The following is a 26036-nucleotide window of genomic DNA, read 5'->3' as shown; positions in this document are numbered from 1 at the left end:
CCGATTCGGCTTCGGGGGATAAGACTGGCGGCTCAATAACGCGAGCCCACGTTTGTCCGACGTCCTCGATCTTCTTCCGCCCGGCGACCGCCTCGCCCGACCCGACCTCGCCGAACAGGCGCTGGAAGGGCTGGTGCATGCCTCGGCCTATCGGAAGACCGAGCCCATGCATTGCCGCGTGGCCGTCGCCGACATCGTCTCGGACGGCGACGCGCGGATCGACCAACTGCTGCACGGCGAGGCCTTCGATGTCCTGGACCGGGCGAACGGCCGGGTATGGGGCCGGGCGCGTCGCGACGGGGTGGTCGGCTGGGTGGTGCTGGACAGCCTGTCGGCCGGGGCGCCCCTGGCCACGCGGCGCGTGGCCGCCGTCGACGCCGTCCTGCCTTTGAACGCCCTGGTCGTGGATACGGCCGAAGGCCTGGCCGGGGAGCTTGGTGAAGCCGATCTGCAGCCGGTCGGGGATTTCGAGCGCGATCCGGTCGCCGTGGCCGAGCGCCTGCTGGGTCGGCCGCATGAACCGGGCGCCCGGTCGTCGATCTCGACCGACTGTTCGGGTCTGGTGCAGCAGGCCCTGCTGGCCTGCGGTCTGCCCGGTCCCCGGCGTTCGGACGCCCAGGCCGAACTGGGCCGCGCGGTTTCGGCGGATGGGCTGAAGCGGGGCGACATCGTCGTCTGGCTGGCCTCGGGCGGCGATCGCGACTGGACCGGCCATTCGGCCCTGATGATCGACGCCGGGCGGATCATCCATTCGACCGGATCCAGGGGCGTGGTCATCGAGACCCTGGTCGAGGTCGAGGTCCGCTGCGTCGCCGAAGGCTTCGCCACCGCCGTCTTCCGCCGTCTCTGAGCTTGGACGGCCGACGAAATTGGACTCTCGAAAAACAGTCTAATTGAGTCTAATTTCGGCAATCAGTTATTGTTTTTGCTGAAGAAAATTTCCATCTCAACTTGCACTGTCCAATAGAGTGCAATTGGATGAGGCGTCCTGGCGTCCCTTGTGGCTGGCGATGTCAAAGACCGAGCCGGCATTATAAGGGCGCCCAAGAGAACGGGGGTTCGACGGGCCTGATAAAATTCAAGCTGCTGAATTGACAGACATTTGTCTTCAGAATTAGGAGGGTTCGCCCCGTCAGTCCCGCATGGTCCGCATCGCCCCCAGCCGGGCGAAGGCCAAGGTCAGGGCTTTTCGCCGGGCGGGCGCCAAGGGCGTGGTCGTCGCCTCGCGCACCACCGCCCCGCCGAACCCGTCGGCGACGATCAGACCCGGCTCGTCCGGCAGGATGTCCTGAGGAAACTCCGGCGCCACGGCGAAATAGAAGGCGTCGCAATAGGGGCCGTATTCCCCCCATTTGCGGTCGACGCGATAGTCATCGATCCCCGACTTGACCTCGCAGATGATGATATCGCCCTTTGGGCCCAGGGCCATGACGTCGGCGCGCCGCCCATTGGGCAGGCAGACCTCCAGCAGCGGCGCATAGCCCATGTCCAGCATCAGCCGCGCCGCCCCGCGCGTGACGGAGAGGGTGGTCTCCGGCCGGCTGAAGACGAGTTCGAGATGGAGGGCGGCGGCGGCCATGCCGTCTTTATGTTCCGCCTACGTTCCGGCTGCAAGCGCCTGTCGTCCATCATTCCCAGGCGTGGGTTTCAGCACGCCTGGAAAGGACTCGGTGAATTGGACGGATCGTGGGCAAGGACGCGCGTCGTCTCAGGCGATGTCCTCGACCTTGCCGTCCAGAGCCATCAGGGCCAGTTCGACCTCGAGATGATCGTGACGCCGTTTGATCGCGTCGCGCAGGGCGTGAAGCTCCTGGGTGTGGATCGCCAGTTCCTTCTCGGGCGTATCGACGGCGTCCGCGCCCAGAATGACCTTGTAGGCGCCGCAGTCGCGGTGATCGATCACCATGACCTTGTGAATGGAGTGGAGGTTGATGGCGACGTCCAGATGGCTCCAGAAGGTCTCGCCCCAGCTGGGGAATTGGTCGGTCAGGGCGCCCAGGGAAGCGCCGGCCAGAACGACGTGATCATATTTGTCGTGCAAGCCTCGTCCCTCCATGTAGGAGATGGTGTCGTCGGTCAGACGATAGTCCATGCAGGTCAGCAGCAGGATGTCGGTATGGCCGCGCGCCCTGGCTATGCCGGGCGCCAGGGTGGACAGGAGGCTGACGCCCCCGCCCAGGGCGATCAGGCCGAACACCCCCCGGCGCGACAACGAGGGGGGATTTGGGGAAAGGGCGTTTTGAGCACAGCAGTCGGTCACGATGATCGCTCCGCGTTGAAGTGACTCTTGAGCTACCGGTGTTCGTTTATTTTGCCAAGCGGCTTTGCACGGCCTGGCTGCGCGCGATTCAACGCGCCCGCGCGGTCTATTGTCCGGTGCTGACGACCCGGCTCATATCCAGACCAAGGGCGCGGGCGCGGGCCAGAAGGCGCGTGCGCTCGGCCGGCGAAGGGGTCTGGTCGCGATGCCAGATCCACCAGTCGGACTTGTTCGGCAGGGCCAGGATCGCCCATTCGTAGGCGGGATCATGGTCCCAGACCCAATAGTTCTGACCCGCCAGGCCCCCGAAGCTGAGCAGGCCCGGCAGGGTGAAGCGGAATTTGGCGTTGGTCGCGGTGTCGGCGATGCGGGCGTTGGCGCGCAGCACTTCGTTGCGGCCGTCGGCGCGGCGGGTGCAGGTGACGGTCAGGCGGTAGCGGTCGGCCCGGTCCTGGGGGGTGAAGTCGATCTGGGCCCGGCTGCAGTCCTTCTGCACGTCGTTATGGCTGCGCTCGATCTCGAACCAGCGGCCGTCGAACCGGTCCAGATCGACCGACCGCGACTGGGCGGCGGCGGCGGGCGCCAGGGGCAGGGACAATACGGCGGCGGCGATCAGGGCGGCGCGGATCATCGGGCGTTTCCTCTCTGTCTTTGAAGAGGATACGACGCAAGCCGGGGTTCGGTTGCCTTCAGCCGGCCAGGGCCCGGCGATTGGCGGCCCAGTCCGCCCGCGTCTGGCCCCATAGATGCACGGGCATCTGGGCGAAGGGCGGGGGCAGTTGGCCCGGTCCGCGATGCCGCGATCCCAGCCGTTCGGCCAGACGGATCGAGGCGGTGTTCTCGGGTTCTATGGTGTGGATCACTTCGTCCCAGCCCAGGACGTCGAAGGCGTAATCCAGACTGGCGACGGCGGCCTCCAGCGCATAGCCCTGGCCCGTGGCGTCGGGATGGAGCGACCAGCCGACCTCAGGGCCGGGCCAGCCGTGCGGCCGCCAGGGGCCGATCCGCCCGACCCAGCGCCCGGTCGTCTTCTCCAGCACCGAGAAGAAGCTCTCGCCCGTCAGGGTCCAGGCGCCGACGACGGTCGCCAGGATGCGCCAGCTCTCGGCCGGGGTCTTGGCTCCGCCGATGAAGCGGGTCGTCTCGACGTCGGCCTGGAACTCGGACCAGCGCGGGAAGTCCTCCAGCGTGGGCGGGCGCAGGATCAGTCGTGCGGTCTCGATGCGGATCTCGGTCACAGCAGATACTCCCGCTCCAGCGCATATTGGCTGCCGTCGCCCGTCAGGACGCTGGAATAGAGACCGAACCGGTCGATGCGGATCGGCGGCGAATGCAGCAGATTGTGACCCGCCATCCAGGCGCCGATCCGGTCGGGATTGGTCTGTGGCTTCAGATAGGCCAGGGTCGCATGGGGGCGATAGTCGCGCGCCTCCATCGCGATCCCCGCGCGCTCGCCCGCCTTGCGGCACCGCCCGGCCAGAACCGACAGCCGTTCGTTCGGCGTCTCCACCCCGGCCCAGAGGGTGTGGCTGCGGTGGTCGTCGCCGAAGGCCCCGACGCCTTTCAGCACGATCTTGAACGGGCCGCCGGCGACGCGGGCCAGTTCGGACGCCAGGTCGTCGGCACGGCGTTCGTCAGTCTCGCCGTAGAAGGCCAGGGTGACATGCAGGGCGTCCAGCGGCCGCCAGCGCGCCCCGGGCAGGCCCGACTGGCGCCGTTTCAGTGTCTCGCCGACATCCGGCGGCAGGGTCAGGGCGGTGAACAGGCGCAACATGCGACCGAAGGTAGCGGCCGGAACAGGCCCGTCCAAGTCCGGTTTTCCTTGCAGTGGGGGCCAAGGCTCCCGATATTCAGAGCCTGTGACCGGAGAAGTCTCTTCGGCCAATCGGAGAAAGTTCGTCGCCATGAGCGATTTCAACAACGGCTACGCCCGTCCGCTGCCCCAGACCGCCGACATGTCGGTCGACGCCGGCCTGCGCGGCTTCATGCTGGGCGTCTATAACAAGCTGGCCCTGGGTCTCGTGGTCGCCGCCGCCCTGGCCTATGTGACCGGCAATGTGCCGGCGGTTCAGCAACTGCTGTTCGGCGTCACGGCCGAGGGCCGCGTCGGCCTGACCATGCTGGGCATGATCGTCCAGTTCTCGCCGCTGGTGCTGCTGTTCGGCTCGATGTTCTTCATGAAGAACCCGACGGCCAAGGGCGTGAACCTGCTGTACTGGGCGGTGGTCGCCTCGATCGGCGCCGGCCTGGGCATCCTGTTCCTGCGCTACACCGGCGCCTCGCTGGCCTCGACCTTCCTGGTCACGGCGGCGGCCTTCGGCGGTCTGAGCCTGGTGGGTTACACCACCAAGAAGGACCTGAGCGGCATGGGCACCTTCCTGATCTTCGGCGTGATCGGCCTGATCATCGCCTCGATCGTCAACATGTTCATGCAATCCGGGACCTTCTATCTGATCATCTCGGGTCTGGGCGTGCTGATCTTCGCGGGCCTGATCGCCTATGACACCCAGCGCCTGAAGATGACCTACTACGCCCTGGGCGGCGACCAGAACGCGATGGGCGTGGCCACCGGCTTCGGCGCCCTGAGCCTGTTCATCAACTTCGTGAACCTGTTCCAATTCCTGCTCGCCTTCATGGGCGGCAACCGGAACTGAGGTCGGTCAAAAGACGGATCTGGAAAGGGCCCCTGGCGGGGCCCTTTCTTTTTGAGGTCAGTCGATCACCTGAAATTTCCGGGAGTCGAACACCCGCAGAGCGGCGACCAGATCGCGGCCGCGCTTCAGGATCTGGCCGCCTTCGCCGATGACGGCCCACTGGCCCTGTCGGGCCTGGAGGGCGGGGCGTTTTTCGATCCGGTAGGCGGGGGCGTCGCCGGAGCGGCGGAAGACGGCGAACTCGGCGAAGTCCTTGTGGCCGACCACGGCGTAGTCGCGCCATTCCCCCTGGGCGACCATGCGGCCGTAGACCCGCAGAATCAGGTCCAGTTCGCGCCGGTCGAAGAAGACCGGGCCGACCAGGGGCAGGGGTTGGGGCTGGGGCTGGGCCTCGTGCGGGGTCGTGCTCATGGCTTTGAACTTAGTCGTCCGCGCGCGAGACGCCAGAGGGGGCGCCGAGGCGACGTCGACGCCCTGCGGCACGGGGCGGCCAAAGAAAATTCATGCGACACCAAATGGCCTCGTTTCGGTCCTTCGCCCGCCTGTTTGGACGGCGAAATATCGATCATCGGCTCGTCGGAGTTCGGAAGCGTCCGGATCCTGAACAGCCCCCCAGCCCCCCTGGATGTTTCCACAAAGGGCTCCGGCGGCCGATGCTTCCTCCAAGCGAGCGCCCGCCTTGCCGATCCCCTCCCCCTCCCAGGCAAGGCGGGTGTTTCGCTGTCTGGAGCCTGGCTCGGGTCGGATGCGTCACGGTCGACGCCCGACCCGAGGCCTTTCAGCCTCAGGCAGGTTTCAGGCCGTCGGCGGAATATCCAGGCTCATCGTCACCGTCTCTCCATTCCGGGTCGCCTCGATCGCGACCGCGCCCGTCGCGCCACGCAGGGCCTCCGCCGCCGCGCGGGCGTCGGCGACCGGCAGGCCGTCCACCGCCGTGATGAGATCCCCGGCGACCAGTTCGCCCTGGGCCGCCGGCGTCCCGCCCTCGACCGCGGCGACCTGAACCTCGCCGTCCAGATCGCGCAGGGTCGCCCCATAGGCCAGGACCCGATCCACGCCGATGTGAATCGGGCTGTCGACCGGGGTCTCGACCGACAGGGCGGCGGTCGCCTCGTGTCCGCCGCGCAGATAGACGACGCTCAAGGTCGAGCCCGGCGCGGCGATCCCCACCGTGGCGTTGACCGAGCCGGCGTTGACCACCGGCCGGCCCTGGATCCGGGTGACGACGTCCTCGTCTCGCAGGCCGGCCCGTTCGGCCGGCGATCCGGGGGCCACGTCGGCGACGATGGCGCCGCGCACGATGCCCAGCCGCATCTGGCGGGCGCGCTCGGCGGTCAGCGAGGCGAAGATGGCGCCGGTCTCGCCGCGCTTGACCTCGCCGTGAGTCCGCAGCTGGTCGGCGACATACAGCATGATCCGCGTCGGCACGGCGAAGGCGATGCCGTCGTTGCCGCCGCCCATCCCGCCCGACAGGATTGAGGTGTTGATGCCGATCAGCCGACCGCGGCTGTCCAGCAGCGGCCCGCCGGAGTTGCCCGAGTTCACCGCCGCGTCGGTCTGGATATAGTCCTCGACCGCATCGCCCAGGCCCGAGCGGTTCAGGCCCGAGACGACGCCCATGGTCAGGGTCTGGTCCAGGCCCAGCGGGTATCCCACCGCGAAAGCCAGGTCGCCGGTGCGCAGGGTGTCGGAATCGACCGTCTGGACCTGTTTCAGGTTCAGCGGCCGGCCGTCGGGCACGATCCGCAGCACGGCGATGTCGGTGGCCTTGTCCGCCCCGACCAGGACCGCGTCGAACAGGCGGCCGTCGGTCAGGTCGACGGTGAATTTCCGTCCGTTCTCGACCACGTGGTTGTTGGTGATGAGAATGCCCTGGGCCGCGTCGACGATGACGCCGGAGCCCGAGGCATAGGGTTTGGGATCGTCGGCGTCGGAACTGGGCCCGCTCGACTGGCCCAGGGTCGTGACCTGGACCACGGCGGGCAGGGAGGCCTCGAGCCCAGGCGCGAAGGTGAAGACGCCGCGCCGGGCGTCATAGGGCAGGGCGCTCGGGCCGACCTGCATCAGGGCCGGCTGCAGCAGGGCCGGCTGGGCCAGGGCCGGGCCGGAACAGACCAGCAGGGCCAGGGCGACGGCCGCAGAGGAGACGGCCTGTGAGCGGAGCGGCATCGGGTATTTCCTTGATCAGATCGCGACCCTAGCCCGAGTTGGGGCGCGTGACGATGGGGCCGCGATATGGGCGGCGACGTGAAAGAGGGCTTGCGTCCCGGCGGCTCCCGCGTGACCATCGCAGCCTTGACGGTTTTGGGGACCCCGTATGAGCCAGACGACGATCGACCGCGCGCGCCGCAACTCGACGGCTTTCGATCGCCTGTTCCTCGACCATCCGCGCGATGTCGAGGAGACCTATCTCCAGCACATGGCCGCATCGGCCGCCTTTGGTTTCAGCCTGCTGAGACTGGCCGGCGCGGCTTTCATCCACGCTCTGGTTCCGGGCCTGCACAAGACCACCGTCTCCACCGCCGTCCGCGCCATGGCGCATGACATGGGCGGTCGGGCCGAGGAGGCGAAACTGAGCCGGATGCGCGACGCGGGCGTCTGGGACGTGGGTCTCTGATCGTTCCGGACCCACCCGGTCATGCAATTGCCGGGGTTCGTGCTATATAGGCCGGCTAAACCCCAAGCAGGATCGCCGCCTTGAGCATCACGCTCGACCTTTCTCGTGTCTCCAGCACCGCCGCCAAGGCTCCCGTCAACCTGTCCGGTCTGACGCGCGCGGGCCTGCGCCAGGCCCTGATCGACGCCGACGTCTGCCCGCCCGAAAAGGCCAAGATGCGCGCCAGCCAAGTGTGGGGCTGGATCCACCACTACGGCGTCACCGAGTTTTCGGCCATGAGCAATGTGGCCAAGGACATGCAGGTCAAGCTGGCCGAGCATTTCACCCTGGCCCGGCCCGAGATCGTCGAACGTCAGGTGTCGAAGGACGGCACGCGCAAATGGCTGATCCGCACGGCGCCGGGCATCGAGATCGAGACCGTCTACATCCCCGACGTGGGCCGGGCCGGGGCGCTTTGCGTGTCCAGCCAGGTCGGCTGCACCCTGAACTGCACCTTCTGCCACACCGGCACCCAGAAGCTGGTCAGGAACCTGACCGCCGCCGAGATCGTGGCCCAGGTCCAGGTTGCCCGCGACGACCTGGAGGAATGGCCGTCGCCGAAGGAAGATCGCCGCCTGTCCAACATCGTCTTCATGGGCATGGGCGAGCCGCTCTATAATCTGGACCACGTCGCCGACGCGATCGACATCATCTCGGACAATGAGGGCATCGCCCTTTCGCGGCGCCGGATTACTGTCTCGACCTCGGGCGTCGTGCCGCAGCTGGACGCCCTGGGCACACGCACGGCGGCCATGCTGGCCATCAGCCTGCACGCCACCAACGACGCCCTGCGCGACGTCCTGGTGCCGCTGAACAAGAAATATCCGCTGGACCAGCTGATGGCGGGCATCCGCGCCTATCCGGGCCTGTCCAACGCGCGCCGGGTGACATTCGAATACGTCATGCTGAAGGGCGTCAACGACAGCCCCGAAGAGGCGCGGGCCCTGCTGAAGCTGATCGAGGGCATTCCGGCCAAGATCAACCTGATCCCGTTCAACCCCTGGCCGGGCGTCGAATACGAATGCTCGGACTGGAAGACCATCGAGCGGTTCGCCGCCATTCTGAACAAGGCCGGCTACGCCTCGCCCATCCGCACCCCCCGCGGCCGCGACATCCTGGCCGCTTGCGGCCAGCTGAAGTCCGAAAGCGAAAAGGTGCGGGCGAGCGCCGTGAGGAAGGCGGAGCAGGCCGCGGCCTGACCGCGGGCGGTTGCCGCCTTCGACCGTCGACCCTAACTCACACGGATGACCTTCCTCGAACGGCTCGGCGTCGATAAGCCCATCATCCAGGCGCCGATGGCGGGGGTGTCGACACCCCTGATGGCGGCCGAGGTTTCCAACGCCGGAGCGCTGGGGTCGATCGCGGTGGGCGCGACGGATGCGGCTGGCGCGGCCCGGATGATCGCCGAGACGCGGGCGCTGACGGGCCGGGCCTTCAACGTCAATCTGTTCGTCCATGCCGCGCCGCGTCCCGACGCGGCGGTCGAGGCGGCCTGGCTCGCCGCGCTGGCGCCGAGGTTCGAGGCGTTCGGCGCCCGGCCGCCGGAAACCCTGCGGACCATCTACCAGAGCTTCGCCGACGATGACGCCATGCTGGCCACCCTGATCTCGGATGCGCCATCGGTGGTCAGTTTCCATTTCGGCCTTCCCGACGCGGCCAAGGTGCGGGCGCTGAAACAGGCCGGCTGCGTTCTGATCGCGACCGCGACCAGTCTGGACGAGGCCCTGGCCTGCCGGGACGTGGGCATGGATGCGGTCGTGGCCCAGGGCTGGGAGGCGGGCGGCCATCGCGGGATCTTCGATCCCGACGGGGACGACAGCCGGCTGGGAACCTTCGCCCTGACGCGACTGCTGGTGCGCGAGGCCGGCCTTCCGATCATCGCGGCGGGCGGGATCATGGACGGTGCGGGCGTGCGGGCCGCCCTGGACCTGGGCGCCGTCGCCGCCCAGCTGGGCACAGCCTTCATCGCCTGTCCCGAGAGTATTGCAGACGCCGCCTATCGCGCAGCCCTGATGAGCGAGGCGGCGAATTACACGACGATGACGCGGGCGATCTCGGGCCGACCGGCGCGGGGCCTGCGTAATCGGTTCACCGAATGGGGGAGGGGGCGCGAGGCCGCCGCGCCCGCCTATCCGATCGCCTATGACGCCGGAAAGGCGCTGAACGCGGCGGCGAAGACGACCGGGGAAACCGGCTACGGCGCCCAGTGGGCAGGCCAGGGCGCGCCGCTCGCGCGGGCGCTTCCGGCGGGGGAACTGGTCGCGGCGCTGATGGCGGAGCTGGCGGCGGGGGCTTGAGCGGCCGCTAGAAATCCAGATCCGCGTACCAGGCCGACGGCGGCACGCCGACGAAGCGGTCGGCAAGCAGGGGGCGGAAGCAGGGGCGGGACTTGAGCTTGGAGTACCAGGTCTTCAGCGCCGGCCAGTTGGCCCACTGGATTTCGCCGAAATAGTCGAGGACCGACAGGTGGGCGGCGGCGATCAGGTCGGCCTGGCTGAGACGGCGGCCGGCCAGCCAGTCGCGGGCGACGACCAGATCCTCGAGCATGGCGAGGTGGGATTTCAGAGCGTCGCGGCCGTGGCGCAGGGCGCGGGCCTCGGGCGGGCCCAGCTTGAGCAGGGGTTTCTCCATCCGCTCGTGCAGCAGGACGGCGTCGACCTCGTCGGTGAAGCGGCGTTCGAACCAGCCGGTCAGGCGGCGCGCCTCGGCCCGTTCGGCCGGGTCGGCGGGCAACAGCAGGGGCGCTTTCTGCTGATCCTCGATCCAGCCCAGGACGGCGGGCAGTTCGCACAGGGTCAGGGGTCGGCCCCGGTCCGTGGTCTGGATCACCGGCGGCAGGCCCGAGGGATTGAGGGCGTTGACGGGGCAGTCGTCCTCCCACGGACGAACCGGCGTATCGGTCCATTCGATCCGCGCCTCGCCCAGCCCCAGACGGGCCGCGCGCGAAGCCGGCTGGAAGGGGAAGTGGAACAGGACGCAGGAACCGGACATCACCGCTTAATGCGCGGGCACCCGTTAATGTCCATTTACCGGATCAGGACCAGGGGCCTTTGCGCGGGGTCGCGGAGCCGGAAGCCGGACGCGGCGTCGCGTCGATCTCGGACGGAGTCGAGGGCGGAGAGGGCGCGTCCGGCGTCGGCGTGTCGGCGGGCGGCGAGACGCGGGGGGCGCGACCGCGCGGGTCGGCGTGGATCAGGATGTCGGCGGTCGGATAATGGCTGAGGATCCGGTTTTCGGCCTCGACGACGATGGCGTGGGCGGCGTCCAGGGTCAGGTCGGGGTCCAGGTCGATGTGCATCTGGACCATCATGCTCGGGCCCGCCATGCGGGTGCGAAGCTGGTGGACGCCCGAGACGCGGGGGTCGGACAGGACGGCCTGGGCGATGGCGGCGCGGTCCGCCTCGGGCGCCGCCTGGTCCAGCAGATGATCGGCGGCGGCCTTCAGCATGCCGATCGCGCCCCAGAACAGCCAGACGGCGACCACCAGTCCGGCGGCGGCGTCCAGGCCCGGCGCGCCGAGGAAGGCCCCCGAGACGACCCCGATCAACACCACCAGATTGGCGGCCAAATCGGCGGCGTAGTGGGCGCGGTCGCCGGCGACGGCGAGGGAGCCGGTCTTCTTCAGGGCGCGGGTCTGCATCCATACCAGCCAGGCGGTGATGGCGATGGAGGCGATCACCACCCCCACGGCCCAGGCGCCGGCGGTGACGGGGCGGGGGTCGAAGATGCGCTGGACGCCCTCCCAGCCGATGAAGACGGCGGAGGCGAAGACCAGACCGGCCTGGACCAGGGCGGCCAAGGCCTCGCCCTTGCCGTGGCCGTAGCGATGATCCTCGTCCGGCGGCGCGGCGGCCCAGCGCACGGCGTAGAAGGTCGCCAGCGAGGCGACCAGATCCAGCACAGAATCCGTCAGGGTGGCCAGGATCGAGACCGAGCCGGACGCGCCCAGGGCGAAGGCCTTCAACGTGATCAGCACCAGGGCCACCCCGACCGACAGGCGGGTGATCCGCCGGGTGGCGAGGTTGGCGTCCTCGATCGGCGGCGGTGCGGGCGGCGTGGGTGCGGGCGACGGCGTCATTCAGGCCCCTTGTCGCGCAATCGGGGAGGAATTCCAACCGCGTCTCCCTAATTCGACCGCCCCGAATAGATTGGTGGGAACGTTAGGGTTAAGGACACAAAGCAGCGCTATGTCTGTTGGGGTTCATTATGATGGGCATCGGTCGTGGGGACGACATGAGCGCTGACGAACGGTGGATCGCGAGAAGCGAGGCCCTGACCCGGCTGGGGGTCAAGGCCCAGACCTTGTACGCCTATGTCAGCCGAGGTCGGATCGCGGCGAGGCCCGATCCGACCGACCCGCGACGCAGTCTCTACGCCGTGTCCGACGTGGCCCGACTGTGCGGCGACGTGGACCCGGCCGCCGCCGAGGGCGCCGAGGTGCGCGCGCCCATCGTCGGGGCGGCCGCACGGGGAGAGGCCGATATCCAGTCCTCGGTGGCGCTGATCGCCGACGGACGGTTGTTCTATCGCGGTCTGGACGCCGTGCAGTTGGCCGAAGCCGCCACGGTCGAGGCGACGGCCCGCACCCTGTGGGACGCGCGTGAGGCCGATCCATTCGCGGGGCTGAAACCCCGGATCGATCCTATCGTGGGCGGATCGACCCAGAGGCGGATCCTGGCCGTGCTGGGGCGGCGCGCCATAGAGGATCGTTCGCTGCGGGCGCATGATCCCGCCAGCCTGAAACACGAGGCCGCCTCGGTGCTGAGCGAGGTGGTGGACAGCGTCTCGGGACCAGGGCCGCGCCTCTATCTGCACCAGAGGCTGGCGCGCGGGTTCAAGTCGGCCGAACGCGACAGCCATCTGATCCGCCGGGCCATGGTGCTCGGCGCAGATGCGGTGCTGGACGACGCGGTGCTGGCGACGCGGGCGGCGGCCTGCGGGGGGGCGCCCCTCGCCGGGGCCGTGATGGCGGGCGTGACCACCCTGACGGGACGGCCCCTGGCCGAGATGGAGGAGGCGGCCGCCTATGTAGGCGAGGCGCGCCGCGACCCCTCTGGCGCGGCGCGGCGCTGGATCGGGCTGAGGGGCTGCGCGCCCGGCTTTTCGGGCGATACGGAGTTCGGGCGGGTCGATCCGCGGGCGCCGGCCCTGCTGGAGGCGGCGGACCTGGCGGCCGATCTGAAATCGGTCTGGACCGAGGGCGAGACGATCGGGGGCCAGCCCCCCGCCTTCGCCCTGGCCCTGGCCCTGACGGCGCGGCGGCTGGACCTGGGCCCGACCGGCGCGGGGGACCTGCTGATCCTGGGACGCCTGGTCGGTCTTCTGGCCCATGCGGTGGATCAGGCGACGGACGGCTCGCCTATCCGGGCCAGATTGCGCTATGTGGGTCCGGAGCCGGGCTCCCACTGACACCACCGGCTCCACGGGGATCACATGTCTGACTGGCTCGCGGCGATCATTCTTGGTCTGGTCGAAGGACTGACCGAGTTCATTCCGGTGTCCTCCACCGGGCATATGCTCCTGCTGGGGCATTTCATGGGCTTCCAGAGCTCGGGCAAGACGTTCGAGATCGTCATCCAGCTGGGCGCTCTGCTGGCCATCGTCAGCGTCTATTTCAAGCGGCTGTGGACCCTGGCGACGCGCTGGCCCTTCGATCCGGAGGCGCGGCGGTTCCTGATCGGCCTGCTGGTTGCGTTTGCGCCGGCCGTGGTGATCGGCTTCCTGGCCTATGGCTTCATCAAGGACGTGCTGTTCGAGACGCCGCAGGTGGTGTGCGTCGCCCTGATCGTCGGCGGGGTCATTCTGCTGGCGCTGGACCGGATGGACAAGCGGCCGCAATGGCTGGACGCCAACGCCTATCCGATGCGGATCTATTTCCTGATCGGCCTGTTCCAGTGCCTGGCCATGATCCCCGGCGTGTCGCGGTCCGGCGCGACCATCGCCGGCGGCCTGCTGCTGAAGACCGACAAGCGGTCGGCGGCCGAGTTCAGCTTCTTCCTGGCCCTGCCCACCATGGGGGCGGCGGTCGCCTATGACCTGCTGAAGAACCACAAGACGCTGGATTTCAGCGATGTCGGCCTGATCGTCGTCGGCTTCGTCGTGGCCTTCCTGACGGCCCTGGTGGTGGTGCGGTTCCTGCTGGATTTCGTGTCCAAGCACGGGTTCGGCCCATTCGCCTGGTGGCGGATCGTGGTCGGGGTCGTCGGGTTGGCGCTGCTGCAGGCGGGGTTCTGAGGTTCGTTTGTTCTGAGGCGGCGCGGCCGATATCTCGCCGTCATCCCAGGCGCAAGGCCTAGGATGACGGTGCATGGGGATGGGGAGGCGTGCGGAACGCCCTCCGGCTGGCGATTTTCGTCCCTAGCCTCTAAGGGGCGGGCATGACCACGCTTCTTTACGGCCGACCGCCGGTCGTCTTCGATCCGCCAAGCACTGGACCGGGCGCCGCGATCCAGACCTCGCCCCTGATCCCCGGATCCACCGCGCTGGAGACCGTGCCCGAGGGGTCGGTCGACGACATCATGATCTATGCCCCGCCCGGCGTGCTGGAGCGGCGCTACACTCTGGCCCTGGCGCTGAAGGCGTTGAAGGTCGGGGGGCGACTGGACGTCATGGCCCTGAAGGACAAGGGCGGGTCGCGGCTGAAGAAGGAGCTGACGGGCTTCGGCGTCGAAGTCGGGGAGACGGCCAAGGCGCACCATCGCCGCTGCATCGTCATCAAGCCGCAGACCCTGACCGGGATCGACGAGGCCGTCGCCGACGGCGCGCCCCGGATTGTGCCGGGGCTGGAGGCCTGGTCGCAGCCGGGGATTTTCGCCTGGGACCGGATTGATCCGGGCTCGGCCCTGCTGGCCCAGCATATGCCGGCGCTGAAGGGGGCAGGCGCGGATCTGGGCTGCGGCTATGGGGCTCTGGCGACGGTGGCCCTGCGGTCGGCGGCGGTGACGTCGCTGCGGCTGATCGACCTGGATCGCCGGGCGGTCGAGGCGGCGCGGAAGAATGTAGAGGACCCGCGCGCGACCGTCGAATGGGGCGATGTGCGGACGCTGACCTCAGACGCCGAACTGAACTTCGTCGTCAGCAATCCGCCCTTCCATGACGGCGGGGCCGAGGATCGTCGGCTGGGGCAGGCCTTCATTCGGAAAGCCGCCGAACTGCTGAAGAAGGGCGGAGTCGCCTGGATCGTGGCGAACCGGCACCTGCCGTATGAGGCCGAACTGAATGCGGCGTTCAATCGGGTGCGGCTGGTCGCGGATGCGGGCGGGTACAAGCTGTTCGAGGCGGTGAAGTGAAGACCCCCACCTCTCGCGTCGATCGCCTGCTGGGTTCGATGGGTTACGGCTCGCGGGCCGAGATGGCGCGGATGGCCAAGGCGGGCGGGATCGTGCTGGACGGAGCCGATCTGACGGACGTGTCGAAGCGGATTCCGGTGACGCCGGACCTGCCGACGCGGATGGAGATCGACGGCGAACCCTTGGACCCGGTCCAGGGCCTGGTCATCGTGCTGAACAAGCCGCTGGGCATGACCTGTTCGCACAAGGAAGAAGGGGCGCTGGTCTATGACATCCTGCCGGGACGGTGGCGGTCGCGCGATCCGGCCATCTCGACCATCGGGCGACTGGACAAGCAGACCACGGGCCTGCTGCTGCTGACCGACGACGGCGACCTGCTGCATCGGGTGATCAGTCCCAAACGCCATGTGGCCAAGGTCTATCGCGCCGGGCTGGCGCGGCCGCTGGCGGGGACGGAGGGGGCGTTGTTCGCCTCGGGCGAACTGGTGCTGGAGGGCGAGGACAAGCCGCTGGCGCCGGCCATTCTGGAGGTGGTGTCGCCGACCGAGGCCCTGCTGACGGTGACGGAGGGCCGCTATCATCAGGTGCGGCGCATGTTCGCCGCCGTCGGCAACCACGTCGAGACCCTGCATCGCGAGCGGATGGGGGGGCTGGTCCTGCCGGCCGATCTGGCGCCGGGGCAGTGGCGGCTGCTCAGCCCGGACGAGATCGCGACGATCTTCTCGGAACCGACCGGCAGCTGACGATCTATGGCTACGCTGGAGCGGAGCTATAATGATCGGCGCGACCATAAAACGGGATCTGAGGACAGGGCGGTCGCTGTGGGCGGACAGTCCCGGCCTGGGGGTCAAGACACAGGCGCTGACCAAGGCGATCGCCGTCGATGTCGCTGTGGTGGGCGCCGGGATCAGCGGCGCCTTCATGGCCCATGAACTGGCGCGCGATCATTCGGTGGCCGTGCTGGATCGTCGGCCGCCTTTGATGGGATCGACCCTGGCCTCGACCGCCATGCTGCAGTGGGAGATCGACCTGACCCTGACGGCCCTGGGCGGCCGGATCGGGGCGGACAAGGCGCGGCGCGCCTATCTGCGTTCCCGCGCGGCGGTGGACGATCTGAAGCGGATCGTGGTCAAGGAAGGCATCCGTTGCGGGCTGAAGGCCAAACAGTCGCTCTATCTGGCCGGCGACGAGTACGGCCATCGCGCGCTGGAGGCCGAGGCCGAGGCGCGGGCGGAGATTGGGTTGGGGAGCCGCTATCTCGGCCCGGCCGAACTGCGCGACGCCTTTGGCATGGATCGCACCGGGGCCCTGATTTCGGACGGTTCGGCCAGCGCGGATCCCGCCCGGCTGGCGGCCGGCCTGCTGCGGCGGGCGGGGGAAAACCACACGCGCGTCTATTCCCCGGTCGAGGTTCTGGAGGCGATCAGCGACCCGGAAGGGGTGACCCTGCTGACCGACGCCGGCCATGCGGTGCGGGCGAAGCAGGTGGTCTTTTGCTGCGGCTACGAGTTTCCTCGCGGCGTGTCGACGCCGGGCGCCAAGGTGATCTCCAGCTGGGCCATGGCGTCCAAACCCCGGCAACGTTGCCCGGCCTGGCTGCGCGACATGCTGGTTTGGGAAGGCTCCGATCCGTACCTCTATTTCCGCATGGGCGGGGACGGGCGGCTGATCGTCGGGGGAGAGGACGAGGCCTCGCCGACCGCCCACGCGGACAAGGCGAAGCTGAAGCGCAAGTGCGAAACGATTGCGCAGAAGCTGCGCCGCCTGCTGCCCGAGATCGAGTTCGAGGTCGATTACGCCTGGGCCGGGGCCTTCGGCGAAAGCCCGACCGGCCTGCCGCAGATCGGGCCGGTTGAGGGGATGGACCATGTCCACGCCGTCATGGGTTTCGGCGGCAACGGCATCACCTATTCGGTCATCGCCTCGCAGATCATCGGCCGGGCGGTGCGGGGCGAGACGGACCCGGACGGGGACCTGTACCGGTCCTGATAGACAGATAGCGCTCAGATGGCTATCTTGATGGCCATGTCCAGCTACTCCGTCGCCGAGGCCAAGAACAACCTGCCCAAGCTGCTGGATCGCATGCTGGCGGGGGAGGCCGTAACTATCACTCGACGCGGGGTGCCGATCGCGCGGCTGGAGCCGGCGCAGGACGTCGTTCCAACGTCGGGGCCGATCGACATGGAGTGGCTGAAACGCGTGCGGATCAAGTCCGAGGCGGCGATGGATTCGGTCACATTGGTCCGCAAGATACGGGACGAAGAGATTTGACCGTCTATCTGGACACCAGCGTCCTGATCCCTCTGTTTCATACCGACAAGCACACCGAGCGGGCGTCGGCCTGGATTGAGGGTGTCGATGATTTCGTCATCAGCAGTTGGACCCTGACAGAATTTTCCACCGCCTTGGCGGTGAAGACGCGGATGCGCAATCTGCCGGATAGAGATCGACGCGAGTTCGAACTGCAACTCGATCAATGGGTAAGGGGAAGGGTCGTGCTTTCGGTTCTGGACGGCGATATGTGGGAAGCCCGGCGTCTGGTCCGGAATGACGTGAGGCTGCGCGCGCCCGATGGGCTTCATCTCGCGCTGGCGGCGAGGCATGGCTGCAGCCTGGCGACCCTTGACGAGGATATGGCCAAGGTTGCGACCGACATCGGACTGACTGTGATCGTGCCATGACAGCCATCAAGATCTGCGGCCTGACCACCCCCGACACGCTGGACGCCGCCCTGGACGGCGGTGCGGATTTCGTGGGGGCGGTGGTGTTTCCCAAGAGCCCGCGTCATCTGGCGCCTGAGGCGGCCGCCGCCCTGTTCACGCGGGCGCGGGGGCGGGCGAAGATCGTGGCGGTGACGGTCGATCCGGACGACGCGTTGCTGGACGAGATCGCGCGGACGCTGAAGCCGGACTTCATCCAGTTGCACGGATCGGAGACGCCCGCGCGGGCGGAAGGCGTGCGGGCTCGGACAGGCGCCGGGGTGATCAAGGCCCTGCCCATCCGGCATGGCGACGACTTCTTCGCGGCCGACGAATGGGATTATCACGCCGATCACCTGATGTTCGACGCCAAGCCGCCGGAGGGTTCGGTCCTGCCGGGCGGAGTGGGGCATAGTTTCGACTGGACCCTGCTGGCCGACCGGGCGTTTCGCCATCCCTGGTTCCTGGCAGGGGGGCTGAACCCCGACAATGTGGCCGAGGCGTTGCGGATCACCGGGGCGCCGATGTTGGACGTCTCCTCTGGCGTCGAAAGCGCGCCGGGTGTTAAGGACGCCGACCGGATCGCGGCCTTCATCCAAAACGCGCGCCGGTCGTAATTACGACGCCACCCCGCGTGAAAGTTGGACTCGTGAACGCTCAAACTCCCATCCAAGCCCCGATCCCTGGTCAGCCGTTGTCGAACACCTACGCCTGGCCGGACGCGCAGGGGCGGTTCGGACCTTACGGCGGGCAGTTCGTCGCCGAGACCCTGATGCCGCTGATCCACGAGCTGGATGCGGCCTACAAGGCGGCCAAGGCGGACCCGAGCTTCCAGGCTGAGCTGGACGGTTTCCTGACCCATTATGTGGGGCGCGAGAGCCCGCTGTATTTCGCCGAACGCCTGACCGAACATTTCGGCGGGGCCCGGATCTGGCTGAAGCGCGAGGACCTGAATCACACCGGCGCGCACAAGATCAATAATTGCATGGGCCAGATCCTGCTGGCCCGGCGCATGGGCAAGACGCGGATCATCGCCGAGACCGGCGCCGGTCAGCACGGCGTGGCCTCGGCCACCGTCTCGGCGCGGTTCGGCCTGCCATGCACCGTCTATATGGGGGCGGTGGACGTCGAGCGGCAGCAGCCGAACGTGTTCCGCATGCGGTTGCTGGGTTCGGAGGTCTTCTCGGTCACGGCCGGCGCCGCGACCCTGAAGGACGCGATGAACGAGGCCATGCGCGACTGGGTCACCAATGTGTCGGACACCTATTACATCATCGGCACGGCGGCGGGTCCGCACCCCTATCCGGCCATGGTCCGCGACTTCCAGTCGGTGATCGGCAAGGAGATCAAGACCCAGTCGATGGCCCAGATCGGCCATCTGCCCCAGGCGGTGGTGGCCTGTATCGGCGGCGGGTCGAACGCCATCGGCGCCTTCCACCCCTTCATCGACGACGAGCCCGTGCGCCTGATCGGGGTCGAGGCGGCGGGCCACGGCCTGGATACGCCCGATCACGCGGCGTCGCTGAAGGGCGGGCGGTCGGGCGTGCTGCACGGCAACCGGACCTATCTGCTGCAGGACGACGACGGCAACATCGTCGAGGGCCATTCGATCTCGGCCGGTCTGGATTATCCGGGCATCGGTCCGGAACACGCCTGGCTGCATGACATCGGCCGGGCCGAATATCGCTCGGCGACCGACAATGAGGCGCTGGAGGCCTTCCAGCTGTGCTCGAAGCTGGAAGGCATCATCCCGGCGCTGGAGCCGGCCCACGCCCTGGCGCGGACCGGCGAAGTGGCGCGCGAAGTGGGCAAGGGCGGGGACATCGTCCTGCTGATGTCGGGCCGGGGCGACAAGGACATCTTCCAGGTCGCCAAACATCTGGGAGTGGAGCTGTGATCGCAGCCCTCGTCGCCCTGTCGGCCGTCCTGGCGGCGCCGACGCCGGTCACGCCGGTTCGCGCCCTGGCCCAGCAGGACCAGGCGGCCGAGGCCGCCCAGCAACTGATCCTGCCCGGCGCCGCCCGGGCGCCCGACTGCGGCGGCAAGCCCGAACTGGCCCGGATCGCCTTCTGCGTCACCGCGCCGGTCAATACGATGAACGCCCTGGGCGAAGCCTATATGGCGCGGCTGGGCGAAATGGGCTGGCTGTCGGCGGACGGTCGCGACAATCTGGTGGTCTTCGTGCGCCGGCGGGACGGCGGCGGCTGCGACGGGCTGCAGATGCTGGCCTTCTATGACGAGACCCAGGCGGTCACGGACCAGACGCCCGGCTATTTCGCCCTGACCACCATCCCCGGCGACGTCTGCGCGACTGTGACAACGCCGACGCCCGAAACGCCGCCTGCCGAGACCACGCCGCAATGACCACCGCCCGTATCGACGCCCGTTTCGCCGCGCTGAAGGCCGAGGGCCGCGCGGCCTTCATCCCCTATGTGATGGGGGGCGATCCGTCGCGGGACGAGGCGTTGGCGATCCTGAAGGGACTGCCGGACGCCGGGGCCGACATCATCGAACTGGGCTTCCCCTTCAGCGATCCGATGGCCGAGGGGCCGCCGATCCAGCGGGCGGCGATCCGGGGTCTTAAGGCCGGCTTCGGCCTGCGGTCCACCATGGATCTGGCGCGCGAATTCCGTCGGGGCGACGACGCCACCCCGATCATCCTGATGGGCTATCTGAACCCGATCGAGAGCCTGGGCTATGACGCCTTCGCCGCCTATGCCGCCGACTGCGGCGTCGATGGTCTGATCGTGGTCGATTGTCCGCCCGAAGAGGCCGGGCCGCTGATCGAGGCGCTGGACAAGGTCTCGATCTCGCTGATCCGGCTGGCGACCCCGACCTCGGACGACGACCGGCTGAAGATCGTGGTCCAGGGGACATCTGGCTTCGTCTATTATGTCGCCGTGGCCGGCGTGACCGGCGTCAAGGAGGCGAACGCCGAGGCGGTGGCGCCGGCGGTGGAGCGGGTGCGCAAGGCCTCGGGCCTGCCGGTCGCGGTCGGGTTCGGGGTCAAGACGCCGGAACGCGCCGCCGAGATCGCGCGGGTGGCCGACGCCGTCGTGGTGGGGTCCGCCCTGGTGGACGAGGTCGCCGCCGCCCTGGAGGCGAACGAACCGGCCGCGCCGCGTGTTCTGGCCAGGGTCAAGGCCCTGGGAGACGCGGTTCGATCGGTCGTCAGTAGTGCTTCCCCAGCGGAAACCGTCTAAGAGCCCGCCATGGTCGACAAGAACAAACCCCAACCCCAGGAAAAGCGCAGCGGCTGGCTGAGCCGTTTCGCGCCCGGCGTCCGCAAGATCGTTTCGCGCCGCGACACCCCCGACAATCTGTGGGTCAAGGACCCCGATACGGGCGAGATGCTGTATCGCTCGGACCTGGAAGCCTCGCTGTGGGTGACGCCCTCGGGCCGCCATATGCGGATCGACGCCCCGACGCGGCTGAAGGCCACCTTCGACGACGGCGAATACGAGGCCGTCGACACGCCCGACGTGCCGGAAGACCCGCTGAAATTTTCCGACGGCAAGCCGTACAAGGACCGCCTGAACGCGGCGCGCAAGGCGGCGGGGCGCAAGGACACCATGGCCATCGGCTATGGCGTCGTCGGCGGCCAGGAGGCCGTGGTGATCGTCCAGGACTTCACCTTCATGGGCGGGTCGCTGGGCATGGCGGCGGGTGAGGCCTTCATCAAGGCGGCGCGCGAGGCCGTGGCCCGCAAGGTCCCGATGATCTGTTTCACCGCCGCCGGTGGCGCGCGGATGCAGGAAGGGGCCCTGTCGCTGATGCAGATGGCGCGCACCACCCTGGCCATCGAAGAGCTGAAGAACGCCAAACTGCCCTATGCCGTGGTCCTGACCGACCCGACGACGGGGGGCGTGACCGCCTCCTACGCCATGCTGGGCGATGTGCATCTGGCGGAGCCGGGGGCCCTGATCGGCTTCGCCGGTCCGCGCGTGATCGAGGCCACCATCCGCGAGAAACTGCCGCCGGGCTTCCAGCGCGCCGAATATCTGCAGGAAAAGGGCATGGTCGACCGCGTCGTGGTGCGCGCCGATCTGCCGCGCGTCCTGGGCCAGATCCTGTCCATGCTGATGGGCGGAACCCGTCAGGCGGCCTGACGGCCTTGGACCCGATTTCCGAGAGGCTGCGCGCCCGACATCCGCAGCGGATCGATCTGTCGCTGGACCGGATGAAGGCCCTGTGCGCCGCGCTCGGCGATCCGCAACACAGGCTGCCGCCGGTGGTCCATGTCGCCGGCACCAACGGCAAGGGATCGACCGTCGCCATGATCCGGGCGATCGCCGAGGCGGCGGGTCTGAGGGTCCATGCCTATACCTCGCCCCATCTGGTGCGGTTCAACGAGCGGATACGGCTGGCGGGCAGGCTGATCGAGGACGATCATCTGAACGCGATCCTCGACCGGATCGAGGCCGCCATGTCTCAGACGGGCAGCGAGGCCACCGTGTTCGAAAGCACGACCGCCGCCGCCTTTCTGGCCATGGCCGAGACGCTCGCCGACCTGGCCGTGATCGAGGTCGGGCTGGGTGGGGTGCTGGACGCGACCAATGTGATCGAACGGCCGCTGCTGAGCGTGATCGCGCCCATCGACTACGACCATGCCGAGTTTCTGGGCACGAACCTGGCGGGGATCGCGGGCGAGAAGGCCGGCGTGCTGAAGCCCGGGGCGCCCGGCGTGATCGCGCGCCAGCAGGAGACCGCCATGGCCGCCATCGAACGCGCCGCCCAGGCGATGCATGCGCCCCTGACGGTCATGGGGGTGGATTTCGACGCCTGGGCCGAGCGGGGCGGGATGGTGTTCCAGAACCAGGAACGGTTCCTGGATCTGCCGGCGCCGGGGCTGGCGGGCGCGCATCAGATCGACAACGCCGGCGTCGCGGTCGCCGCCGCGCTGGAGCTGGACCTGCCCGAGGCCGCCATCGCCGAGGGGCTGAAGGCTGTACGCTGGCCCGCGCGGCTGCAGCGGATCGCGGCCGGTCCCTATGGCGAGGCGGCGCGGGCGGCGGAGGCGGAGCTTTGGCTGGACGGGGGGCATAATCCCCATGCCGGGCGAGCGCTGGCCGCCTTTCTGGGAGATCGTCAGGCGCGGGCGCCGCGTCCGCTGGCCCTGATCTGCGGCATACTGGCGAACAAGGACGCGGGCGGCTTCTTCGCTGCGCTGAAGGACACGGGGGCTACGGTCTTCACCGTCGGTTTCGAGGGCGCGGCGGCCGAGCCGGCGGCCCTGGCGGCCGTGGCGCGCGGGCATGGACTGGCGGCGACCCCGGCCGGTTCGGTGGGCGAGGCGCTGGACCTGGCGCTGCGGCTCGGCGCCGGGCGGGTGGCGATCTGCGGCTCGCTGTATCTGGCCGGCGAGGTGCTGGGCGCCAGTCGCGAGACCTGGCCGGACTGACGGGTCCTACTTGCTCATCCAAGGGCGGGACTTGCCGGCGGCGATGCGGGCGTTCTGTTCGCGCTGGAACCGGCCGCCGCGCGGAGCCTTGGGCCGGGCGTCGAGCGCGGCCTTCTTCAGACGCAGGGCGCGTTGGACCGGGGTTTCGTCCGTAGGCGTATCTTCCGTCTCGTCGGGCGAGACGGAGGGGGCGGTGGCGTCGTCGTCTTGGCTCATCTCGACACCATAGCACATCGCAGGTCGCCGCGCCCCGCCGGTATCGCGCCCGCCTTCTACGGATTGCCCTTCATTGGTGTTAGCGCTACCAATGCTGAAAACAATATCATGGGTGGAAGCGATGCGTGGACTGATGCGAACGGGATGGACGGGGCTGGCGTTGACGGGGGCGCTGCTCGCGACCTCGGCGAGCCCGGTCTGGGCGCAGGCAAGCGAGACGGAAGTTTCGGCCGCCCGGACCCTGGTGATCGACGCCGCCGCGGCGGGACGACCGCGCGACCGGATGGCCGATCTGTCGGTCGGCGGCGACTATCCGGGCACGACGGGGCGCGAGGACGCCCTGGCGCAGTTGGAGACGGTGCGTGACGAACTGGGGTTCCGCTACATCCGCTTCCACGACATCTTCCACGACGACATGGGCGTCTATCGCGAGGTGGACGGGCGGCCAGTCTATGACTGGACGCGGATCGACCAGCTGTACGACCGGCTGCTGGGCATGGGGATCAAACCCTTCATCGAACTGGGCTTCACGCCGGATGCGATGAAGACCTCGGACCAGACCATCTTCTACTGGAAGGGCAATACCTCCCATCCGCAGCCGGAGAAATGGACCGGCCTGATCGACGCCTTCGTGCGCCATCTGGTCGACCGCTACGGCGCCGAGGAGGTCCGGTCCTGGTATTTCGAATTCTGGAACGAGCCGAACCTGGACGGCTTCTGGGAGCGGGCGGATCAGGCGGCCTATTTCGACTATTACGGCCGCACGGCGCGGGCCATCAAGGCGGTGGATCCAGCGCTGCGGGTCGGCGGCCCGGCCACAGCCGGCGCGGCCTGGGTGCCTGAGTTCCTGGCCTATGCCGACCAGCACGACCTGCCGGTCGATTTCATCGCCACCCATACCTATGGGGTCGAGGGCGGCTTCCTGGACGAGAAGGGCGAGGGGGACAACAAGCTGTCGCGGGCGCCGGACGCCGTGGTCTCCGACGTGCGCAAGGTGCGGGCCGAGATCGAGGCCTCGTCGCGGCCGGGGCTGCCGCTGTTCTTCACCGAATGGAGCACCAGCTATAATCCGCGCGATCCGATCCACGACGACTATTTCGGGGCCTCCTACATCCTGACCAAGCTGCGCGAGAGCGAGGGGCTGGTTCAAGGCATGAGCTATTGGGCCTTCAGCGACCTGTTCGAGGAGCCGGGGCCGCAGACCAAGCCGTTCGACGGCGGCTTCGGCCTGATGACGCCGCAGGGCGTGCGAAAGCCGACCTTCTTCGCCTACAAATATCTGAACAGCCTGGGCGACCGCGAGCTGGAGACCGGCGACGCCCAGAGCATCGCCGCGCTGAAGGAGGATAGGGTTCAGGTCCTGGCCTGGCGCTATGAACTGCCGGATCAGCCGGTCAGCAACCGGCCCTTCTTCCGCCAGATCCGGGAACCATCGACGGCGGCGCCGCTGGACATCGTCGTCGAGAACCTGACGCCGGGCGTGCATCAGGCCACGGTCCGCCGGGTCGGTTTCCGCTCGAACGACGCCTATACCGCCTATCTGGAGATGGGGGCGCCGACCGAACTGGACGCCGCCCAGCTGCAGCGACTGAACGACCTGACGCGCGACACGCCGAAGGTCCGGTCCGTCACCGTCGGCGCCGACGGGCGCGGGCGATTGAACGTCCCGATGAAGACTTATGACGTGGTGCTCGTGGAGATCGATACGGTCCGGCCGTAAGGCGAAAACGAAAACGCCCGCCGGTCGGAACCGGCGGGCGTTCGATCTTCAAGGTGGCGGAAGGATCAGGCGTCGGCCTTGACGCCGGCCTCGGCCAGCCATTCGACGATCTTGCCCTTGGGCATGGCGCCGACCTTCATCGAGGTCATCTGGCCGTCCTTGAACAGCATCAGGGTCGGGATGCCCTTCACGCCCAGTTTGGACGGGGTCATCGGGCTGTCGTCAATATTGATCTTGGCCACGGTGACCTGACCGCCCAGTTCGTCGGCGATCTGTTCCAGCGCCGGGCCGATCTGTTTGCAGGGACCGCACCATTCGGCCCAGAAATCCACCAGCACAGGGGTGGACGCCTTGAGGACATCGGCGTCGAAGCTTTCGTCCGTGACTTTCACAGTCGCCATGAATGGCTCCTTGGGCGCCGCGTCGGGGCGAGCGCGAATGGGGTTGTCCGGTTCATCCGGGTTCGGGTGGAGATGTGGGAGCGAATCGCGGGCAATTCAACTCCTCCTTCCCACCCTCCGTCACCCTGGGGCTCGACCCGAGGGTGACGGGCGTCAGGCGTTCAGCGCCGCCTCCAGCATCGTCTCCGGGATGGGCATCAGCTTAGGCCCGTCGGTCCAGACCAGGGCGGCCTCGACCGGGCGGTCAGGGTAGAGGCGTTTCAGCACGGCGACATAGACGGCGGCCTGCAGCACATAGGCGGGATCGACCGCCTCGACCGCGTCGGGGGCGGGGCGGTTGGTCTTGTAATCGACGACCAGGACCCGGTCGGGCGTCACCACCAGCCGGTCGATACGGCCGTTGATCGCCACGCCGGAGGGCAGTTCGGCGGCGGACCCGGTCAGGGCCACCTCGGCGCGAGAGCCGGGGCCGAAGACGGGGGCGAAGCGGGCGTCGTCCAGGACCGAGAAGGCGGCGGCGACCATTTCGACGCGCTGGGTCTCGTCCAGATCGGTCTCGCGCGCCAGCAGACGGCGGGCGGCGTCGGGGCGGTCGGCGGGGACGATCTCGGGCAGGCGTTCCAGCAGGCGGTGGATCAGGTCGCCGCGCTGGAACCGACCCAAAGAAGTCCCGCCGGCCGCGCTGCGGGCCAGGGGCGAGGGGGCGGGGATGCGGATCGACCCCTCCATCCGCGACGGCG

At 68.4% G+C, this 26036-nt stretch carries 31 protein-coding genes; 19 read left to right on the top strand and 12 right to left on the bottom strand.

What is annotated here, in order from left to right:
* Positions 1–52 precede the first annotated feature (52 nt).
* Positions 53–850: an NlpC/P60 family protein gene (locus H2037_RS12040; protein WP_292122163.1), complete on the top strand. Its 798-nt coding sequence runs from the start codon at positions 53–55 to the stop codon at positions 848–850.
* 282 nt (positions 851–1132) lie between these two features.
* Here H2037_RS12040 and mmcB read toward each other — a convergent pair whose 3' ends face one another.
* From mmcB to thpR, 5 genes are all read right to left on the bottom strand, one after another.
* The gene (mmcB, locus tag H2037_RS12035; protein WP_292122160.1) at positions 1133–1579 is read right to left on the bottom strand and encodes a DNA repair putative endonuclease MmcB; all 447 of its coding nucleotides are present in this window, start codon (positions 1577–1579) and stop codon (positions 1133–1135) included.
* Positions 1580–1708: 129 nt separating this feature from the next.
* On the bottom strand, positions 1709–2197 hold the full coding sequence (locus H2037_RS12030) for a carbonic anhydrase (RefSeq protein WP_292122156.1): 489 nt from the start codon (positions 2195–2197) through the stop codon (positions 1709–1711).
* Positions 2198–2366: 169 nt separating this feature from the next.
* On the bottom strand, positions 2367–2891 hold the full coding sequence (locus tag H2037_RS12025) for a lipocalin family protein (RefSeq protein WP_292122154.1): 525 nt from the start codon (positions 2889–2891) through the stop codon (positions 2367–2369).
* 58 nt (positions 2892–2949) lie between these two features.
* Positions 2950–3498, bottom strand: a complete 549-nt coding sequence (locus tag H2037_RS12020; RefSeq protein WP_292122151.1) for a GNAT family N-acetyltransferase — start codon at positions 3496–3498, stop codon at positions 2950–2952.
* Positions 3495–4034: an RNA 2',3'-cyclic phosphodiesterase gene (thpR, locus tag H2037_RS12015; protein WP_292122400.1), complete on the bottom strand. Its 540-nt coding sequence runs from the start codon at positions 4032–4034 to the stop codon at positions 3495–3497. The genes H2037_RS12020 and thpR overlap by 4 nt, the downstream gene beginning before the upstream one ends.
* A 130-nt stretch (positions 4035–4164) precedes the next feature.
* Here thpR and H2037_RS12010 point away from each other — a divergent pair, with 130 nt between their 5' ends.
* Positions 4165–4914, top strand: coding sequence for a Bax inhibitor-1/YccA family protein (locus H2037_RS12010; protein WP_292122148.1), 750 nt, complete (start codon positions 4165–4167; stop codon positions 4912–4914).
* 57 nt (positions 4915–4971) lie between these two features.
* On the opposite strand, the gene H2037_RS12005 is transcribed toward H2037_RS12010, so the two are convergent.
* Both H2037_RS12005 and H2037_RS12000 read right to left on the bottom strand, forming a co-directional pair.
* Positions 4972–5325: a DUF2794 domain-containing protein gene (locus H2037_RS12005; protein WP_292122145.1), complete on the bottom strand. Its 354-nt coding sequence runs from the start codon at positions 5323–5325 to the stop codon at positions 4972–4974.
* A 384-nt stretch (positions 5326–5709) separates the two neighbouring features.
* The gene (locus H2037_RS12000) at positions 5710–7083 is read right to left on the bottom strand and encodes a trypsin-like peptidase domain-containing protein (protein ID WP_292122142.1); all 1374 of its coding nucleotides are present in this window, start codon (positions 7081–7083) and stop codon (positions 5710–5712) included.
* 148 nt (positions 7084–7231) lie between these two features.
* Here H2037_RS12000 and H2037_RS11995 point away from each other — a divergent pair, with 148 nt between their 5' ends.
* The 3 genes from H2037_RS11995 to H2037_RS11985 all read left to right on the top strand — a co-directional run bounded on the left by H2037_RS11995 (position 7232) and on the right by H2037_RS11985 (position 9867).
* Positions 7232–7531 carry a DUF6356 family protein gene (locus H2037_RS11995; protein ID WP_292122140.1) on the top strand — a complete coding sequence of 100 codons (300 nt, stop codon included), beginning with the start codon at positions 7232–7234 and terminating at the stop codon, positions 7529–7531.
* Between the two features lie 80 nt (positions 7532–7611).
* Positions 7612–8769 carry a 23S rRNA (adenine(2503)-C(2))-methyltransferase RlmN gene (rlmN, locus tag H2037_RS11990; protein WP_292122138.1) on the top strand — a complete coding sequence of 386 codons (1158 nt, stop codon included), beginning with the start codon at positions 7612–7614 and terminating at the stop codon, positions 8767–8769.
* A 45-nt stretch (positions 8770–8814) separates the two neighbouring features.
* Positions 8815–9867, top strand: a complete 1053-nt coding sequence (locus H2037_RS11985) for a nitronate monooxygenase (protein WP_292122136.1) — start codon at positions 8815–8817, stop codon at positions 9865–9867.
* 7 nt (positions 9868–9874) lie between these two features.
* Here the strand turns inward: H2037_RS11985 and H2037_RS11980 are convergent, their stop codons facing one another.
* Both H2037_RS11980 and H2037_RS11975 read right to left on the bottom strand, forming a co-directional pair.
* Positions 9875–10561, bottom strand: coding sequence for a glutathione S-transferase family protein (locus H2037_RS11980; RefSeq protein ID WP_292122134.1), 687 nt, complete (start codon positions 10559–10561; stop codon positions 9875–9877).
* 43 nt (positions 10562–10604) lie between these two features.
* Positions 10605–11648, bottom strand: coding sequence for a cation diffusion facilitator family transporter (locus tag H2037_RS11975; RefSeq protein ID WP_292122132.1), 1044 nt, complete (start codon positions 11646–11648; stop codon positions 10605–10607).
* 155 nt (positions 11649–11803) lie between these two features.
* On the opposite strand from H2037_RS11975, the gene H2037_RS11970 reads away from it, so the two are divergent.
* The 13 genes from H2037_RS11970 (at position 11804) to H2037_RS11910 (ending at position 22959) form a co-directional block, all read left to right on the top strand.
* Positions 11804–12979: a citrate/2-methylcitrate synthase gene (locus tag H2037_RS11970; protein WP_292122130.1), complete on the top strand. Its 1176-nt coding sequence runs from the start codon at positions 11804–11806 to the stop codon at positions 12977–12979.
* Positions 12980–13003: 24 nt separating this feature from the next.
* On the top strand, positions 13004–13804 hold the full coding sequence (locus H2037_RS11965) for an undecaprenyl-diphosphate phosphatase (RefSeq protein WP_292122128.1): 801 nt from the start codon (positions 13004–13006) through the stop codon (positions 13802–13804).
* A 143-nt stretch (positions 13805–13947) separates the two neighbouring features.
* Positions 13948–14859: a class I SAM-dependent methyltransferase gene (locus tag H2037_RS11960; protein ID WP_292122125.1), complete on the top strand. Its 912-nt coding sequence runs from the start codon at positions 13948–13950 to the stop codon at positions 14857–14859.
* Between the two features lie 38 nt (positions 14860–14897).
* The gene (locus H2037_RS11955) at positions 14898–15602 is read left to right on the top strand and encodes a pseudouridine synthase (RefSeq protein ID WP_292122398.1); all 705 of its coding nucleotides are present in this window, start codon (positions 14898–14900) and stop codon (positions 15600–15602) included.
* A gap of 31 nt (positions 15603–15633) precedes the next feature.
* Positions 15634–16848, top strand: a complete 1215-nt coding sequence (locus tag H2037_RS11950) for an FAD-binding oxidoreductase (RefSeq protein ID WP_292122123.1) — start codon at positions 15634–15636, stop codon at positions 16846–16848.
* An 18-nt stretch (positions 16849–16866) separates the two neighbouring features.
* On the top strand, positions 16867–17130 hold the full coding sequence (locus H2037_RS11945) for a type II toxin-antitoxin system prevent-host-death family antitoxin (RefSeq protein ID WP_292122121.1): 264 nt from the start codon (positions 16867–16869) through the stop codon (positions 17128–17130).
* The gene (locus tag H2037_RS11940; protein WP_292122119.1) at positions 17127–17540 is read left to right on the top strand and encodes a type II toxin-antitoxin system VapC family toxin; all 414 of its coding nucleotides are present in this window, start codon (positions 17127–17129) and stop codon (positions 17538–17540) included. Before H2037_RS11945 ends, H2037_RS11940 begins: the two co-directional genes overlap by 4 nt.
* A complete protein-coding gene (locus tag H2037_RS11935) occupies positions 17537–18175 on the top strand; it encodes a phosphoribosylanthranilate isomerase (protein ID WP_292122117.1) in 639 nt (212 codons plus the stop codon). Before H2037_RS11940 ends, H2037_RS11935 begins: the two co-directional genes overlap by 4 nt.
* A 62-nt stretch (positions 18176–18237) precedes the next feature.
* Positions 18238–19455 carry a tryptophan synthase subunit beta gene (gene trpB, locus H2037_RS11930; protein WP_292122393.1) on the top strand — a complete coding sequence of 406 codons (1218 nt, stop codon included), beginning with the start codon at positions 18238–18240 and terminating at the stop codon, positions 19453–19455.
* On the top strand, positions 19452–19922 hold the full coding sequence (locus tag H2037_RS11925; RefSeq protein ID WP_292122114.1) for a hypothetical protein: 471 nt from the start codon (positions 19452–19454) through the stop codon (positions 19920–19922). The genes trpB and H2037_RS11925 overlap by 4 nt, the downstream gene beginning before the upstream one ends.
* Positions 19919–20761: a tryptophan synthase subunit alpha gene (gene trpA, locus H2037_RS11920; protein ID WP_292122112.1), complete on the top strand. Its 843-nt coding sequence runs from the start codon at positions 19919–19921 to the stop codon at positions 20759–20761. Before H2037_RS11925 ends, trpA begins: the two co-directional genes overlap by 4 nt.
* Positions 20762–20770: 9 nt before the next feature.
* Positions 20771–21667, top strand: coding sequence for an acetyl-CoA carboxylase carboxyltransferase subunit beta (locus H2037_RS11915; RefSeq protein ID WP_292122109.1), 897 nt, complete (start codon positions 20771–20773; stop codon positions 21665–21667).
* A 5-nt stretch (positions 21668–21672) separates the two neighbouring features.
* Positions 21673–22959 (top strand): folylpolyglutamate synthase/dihydrofolate synthase family protein, encoded by a 1287-nt coding sequence (locus H2037_RS11910; protein ID WP_292122105.1) that lies wholly within the window; start codon positions 21673–21675, stop codon positions 22957–22959.
* A 6-nt stretch (positions 22960–22965) separates the two neighbouring features.
* On the opposite strand, the gene H2037_RS11905 is transcribed toward H2037_RS11910, so the two are convergent.
* The gene (locus H2037_RS11905) at positions 22966–23175 is read right to left on the bottom strand and encodes a hypothetical protein (RefSeq protein WP_292122102.1); all 210 of its coding nucleotides are present in this window, start codon (positions 23173–23175) and stop codon (positions 22966–22968) included.
* A 121-nt stretch (positions 23176–23296) separates the two neighbouring features.
* Here H2037_RS11905 and H2037_RS11900 point away from each other — a divergent pair, with 121 nt between their 5' ends.
* Complete coding sequence (locus H2037_RS11900; protein WP_292122098.1) at positions 23297–24895, top strand: cellulase family glycosylhydrolase; 1599 nt, start codon at positions 23297–23299, stop codon at positions 24893–24895.
* Between the two features lie 65 nt (positions 24896–24960).
* Here the strand turns inward: H2037_RS11900 and trxA are convergent, their stop codons facing one another.
* Together trxA and H2037_RS11890 are read right to left on the bottom strand one after the other, a co-directional pair.
* The gene (trxA, locus tag H2037_RS11895; RefSeq protein WP_292087954.1) at positions 24961–25296 is read right to left on the bottom strand and encodes a thioredoxin; all 336 of its coding nucleotides are present in this window, start codon (positions 25294–25296) and stop codon (positions 24961–24963) included.
* A gap of 153 nt (positions 25297–25449) precedes the next feature.
* Positions 25450–26036, bottom strand: a 587-nt coding sequence (locus H2037_RS11890) for a PD-(D/E)XK nuclease family protein (protein ID WP_292122096.1), incomplete at its 5' end; no start/stop codon positions are given.

The sequence above is a fragment of the Brevundimonas sp. genome (assembly GCF_013912065.1).
GTDB lineage: Bacteria > Pseudomonadota > Alphaproteobacteria > Caulobacterales > Caulobacteraceae > Brevundimonas.
The sequence above is the reverse complement of the archived record's forward strand: the minus strand, read 5'-3'. Positions and strand labels throughout refer to the sequence as shown.

Coding starts and splice junctions, on each gene's coding strand:
- mmcB (WP_292122160.1), bottom strand. CDS start 1,579: ATGGCCGCCGCCGCCCTCCATCTCGAACTCGTCTTCAGCCGGCCGGAG.
- H2037_RS12025 (WP_292122154.1), bottom strand. CDS start 2,891: ATGATCCGCGCCGCCCTGATCGCCGCCGCCGTATTGTCCCTGCCCCTG.
- thpR (WP_292122400.1), bottom strand. CDS start 4,034: ATGTTGCGCCTGTTCACCGCCCTGACCCTGCCGCCGGATGTCGGCGAG.
- H2037_RS12010 (WP_292122148.1), top strand. CDS start 4,165: ATGAGCGATTTCAACAACGGCTACGCCCGTCCGCTGCCCCAGACCGCC.
- H2037_RS12005 (WP_292122145.1), bottom strand. CDS start 5,325: ATGAGCACGACCCCGCACGAGGCCCAGCCCCAGCCCCAACCCCTGCCC.
- H2037_RS12000 (WP_292122142.1), bottom strand. CDS start 7,083: ATGCCGCTCCGCTCACAGGCCGTCTCCTCTGCGGCCGTCGCCCTGGCC.
- H2037_RS11995 (WP_292122140.1), top strand. CDS start 7,232: ATGAGCCAGACGACGATCGACCGCGCGCGCCGCAACTCGACGGCTTTC.
- H2037_RS11985 (WP_292122136.1), top strand. CDS start 8,815: ATGACCTTCCTCGAACGGCTCGGCGTCGATAAGCCCATCATCCAGGCG.
- H2037_RS11980 (WP_292122134.1), bottom strand. CDS start 10,561: ATGTCCGGTTCCTGCGTCCTGTTCCACTTCCCCTTCCAGCCGGCTTCG.
- H2037_RS11975 (WP_292122132.1), bottom strand. CDS start 11,648: ATGACGCCGTCGCCCGCACCCACGCCGCCCGCACCGCCGCCGATCGAG.
- H2037_RS11970 (WP_292122130.1), top strand. CDS start 11,804: ATGAGCGCTGACGAACGGTGGATCGCGAGAAGCGAGGCCCTGACCCGG.
- H2037_RS11965 (WP_292122128.1), top strand. CDS start 13,004: ATGTCTGACTGGCTCGCGGCGATCATTCTTGGTCTGGTCGAAGGACTG.
- H2037_RS11960 (WP_292122125.1), top strand. CDS start 13,948: ATGACCACGCTTCTTTACGGCCGACCGCCGGTCGTCTTCGATCCGCCA.
- H2037_RS11955 (WP_292122398.1), top strand. CDS start 14,898: ATGGGTTACGGCTCGCGGGCCGAGATGGCGCGGATGGCCAAGGCGGGC.
- H2037_RS11950 (WP_292122123.1), top strand. CDS start 15,634: ATGATCGGCGCGACCATAAAACGGGATCTGAGGACAGGGCGGTCGCTG.
- H2037_RS11945 (WP_292122121.1), top strand. CDS start 16,867: ATGGCTATCTTGATGGCCATGTCCAGCTACTCCGTCGCCGAGGCCAAG.
- H2037_RS11935 (WP_292122117.1), top strand. CDS start 17,537: ATGACAGCCATCAAGATCTGCGGCCTGACCACCCCCGACACGCTGGAC.
- trpA (WP_292122112.1), top strand. CDS start 19,919: ATGACCACCGCCCGTATCGACGCCCGTTTCGCCGCGCTGAAGGCCGAG.
- H2037_RS11915 (WP_292122109.1), top strand. CDS start 20,771: ATGGTCGACAAGAACAAACCCCAACCCCAGGAAAAGCGCAGCGGCTGG.
- H2037_RS11905 (WP_292122102.1), bottom strand. CDS start 23,175: ATGAGCCAAGACGACGACGCCACCGCCCCCTCCGTCTCGCCCGACGAG.
- H2037_RS11900 (WP_292122098.1), top strand. CDS start 23,297: ATGCGTGGACTGATGCGAACGGGATGGACGGGGCTGGCGTTGACGGGG.
- trxA (WP_292087954.1), bottom strand. CDS start 25,296: ATGGCGACTGTGAAAGTCACGGACGAAAGCTTCGACGCCGATGTCCTC.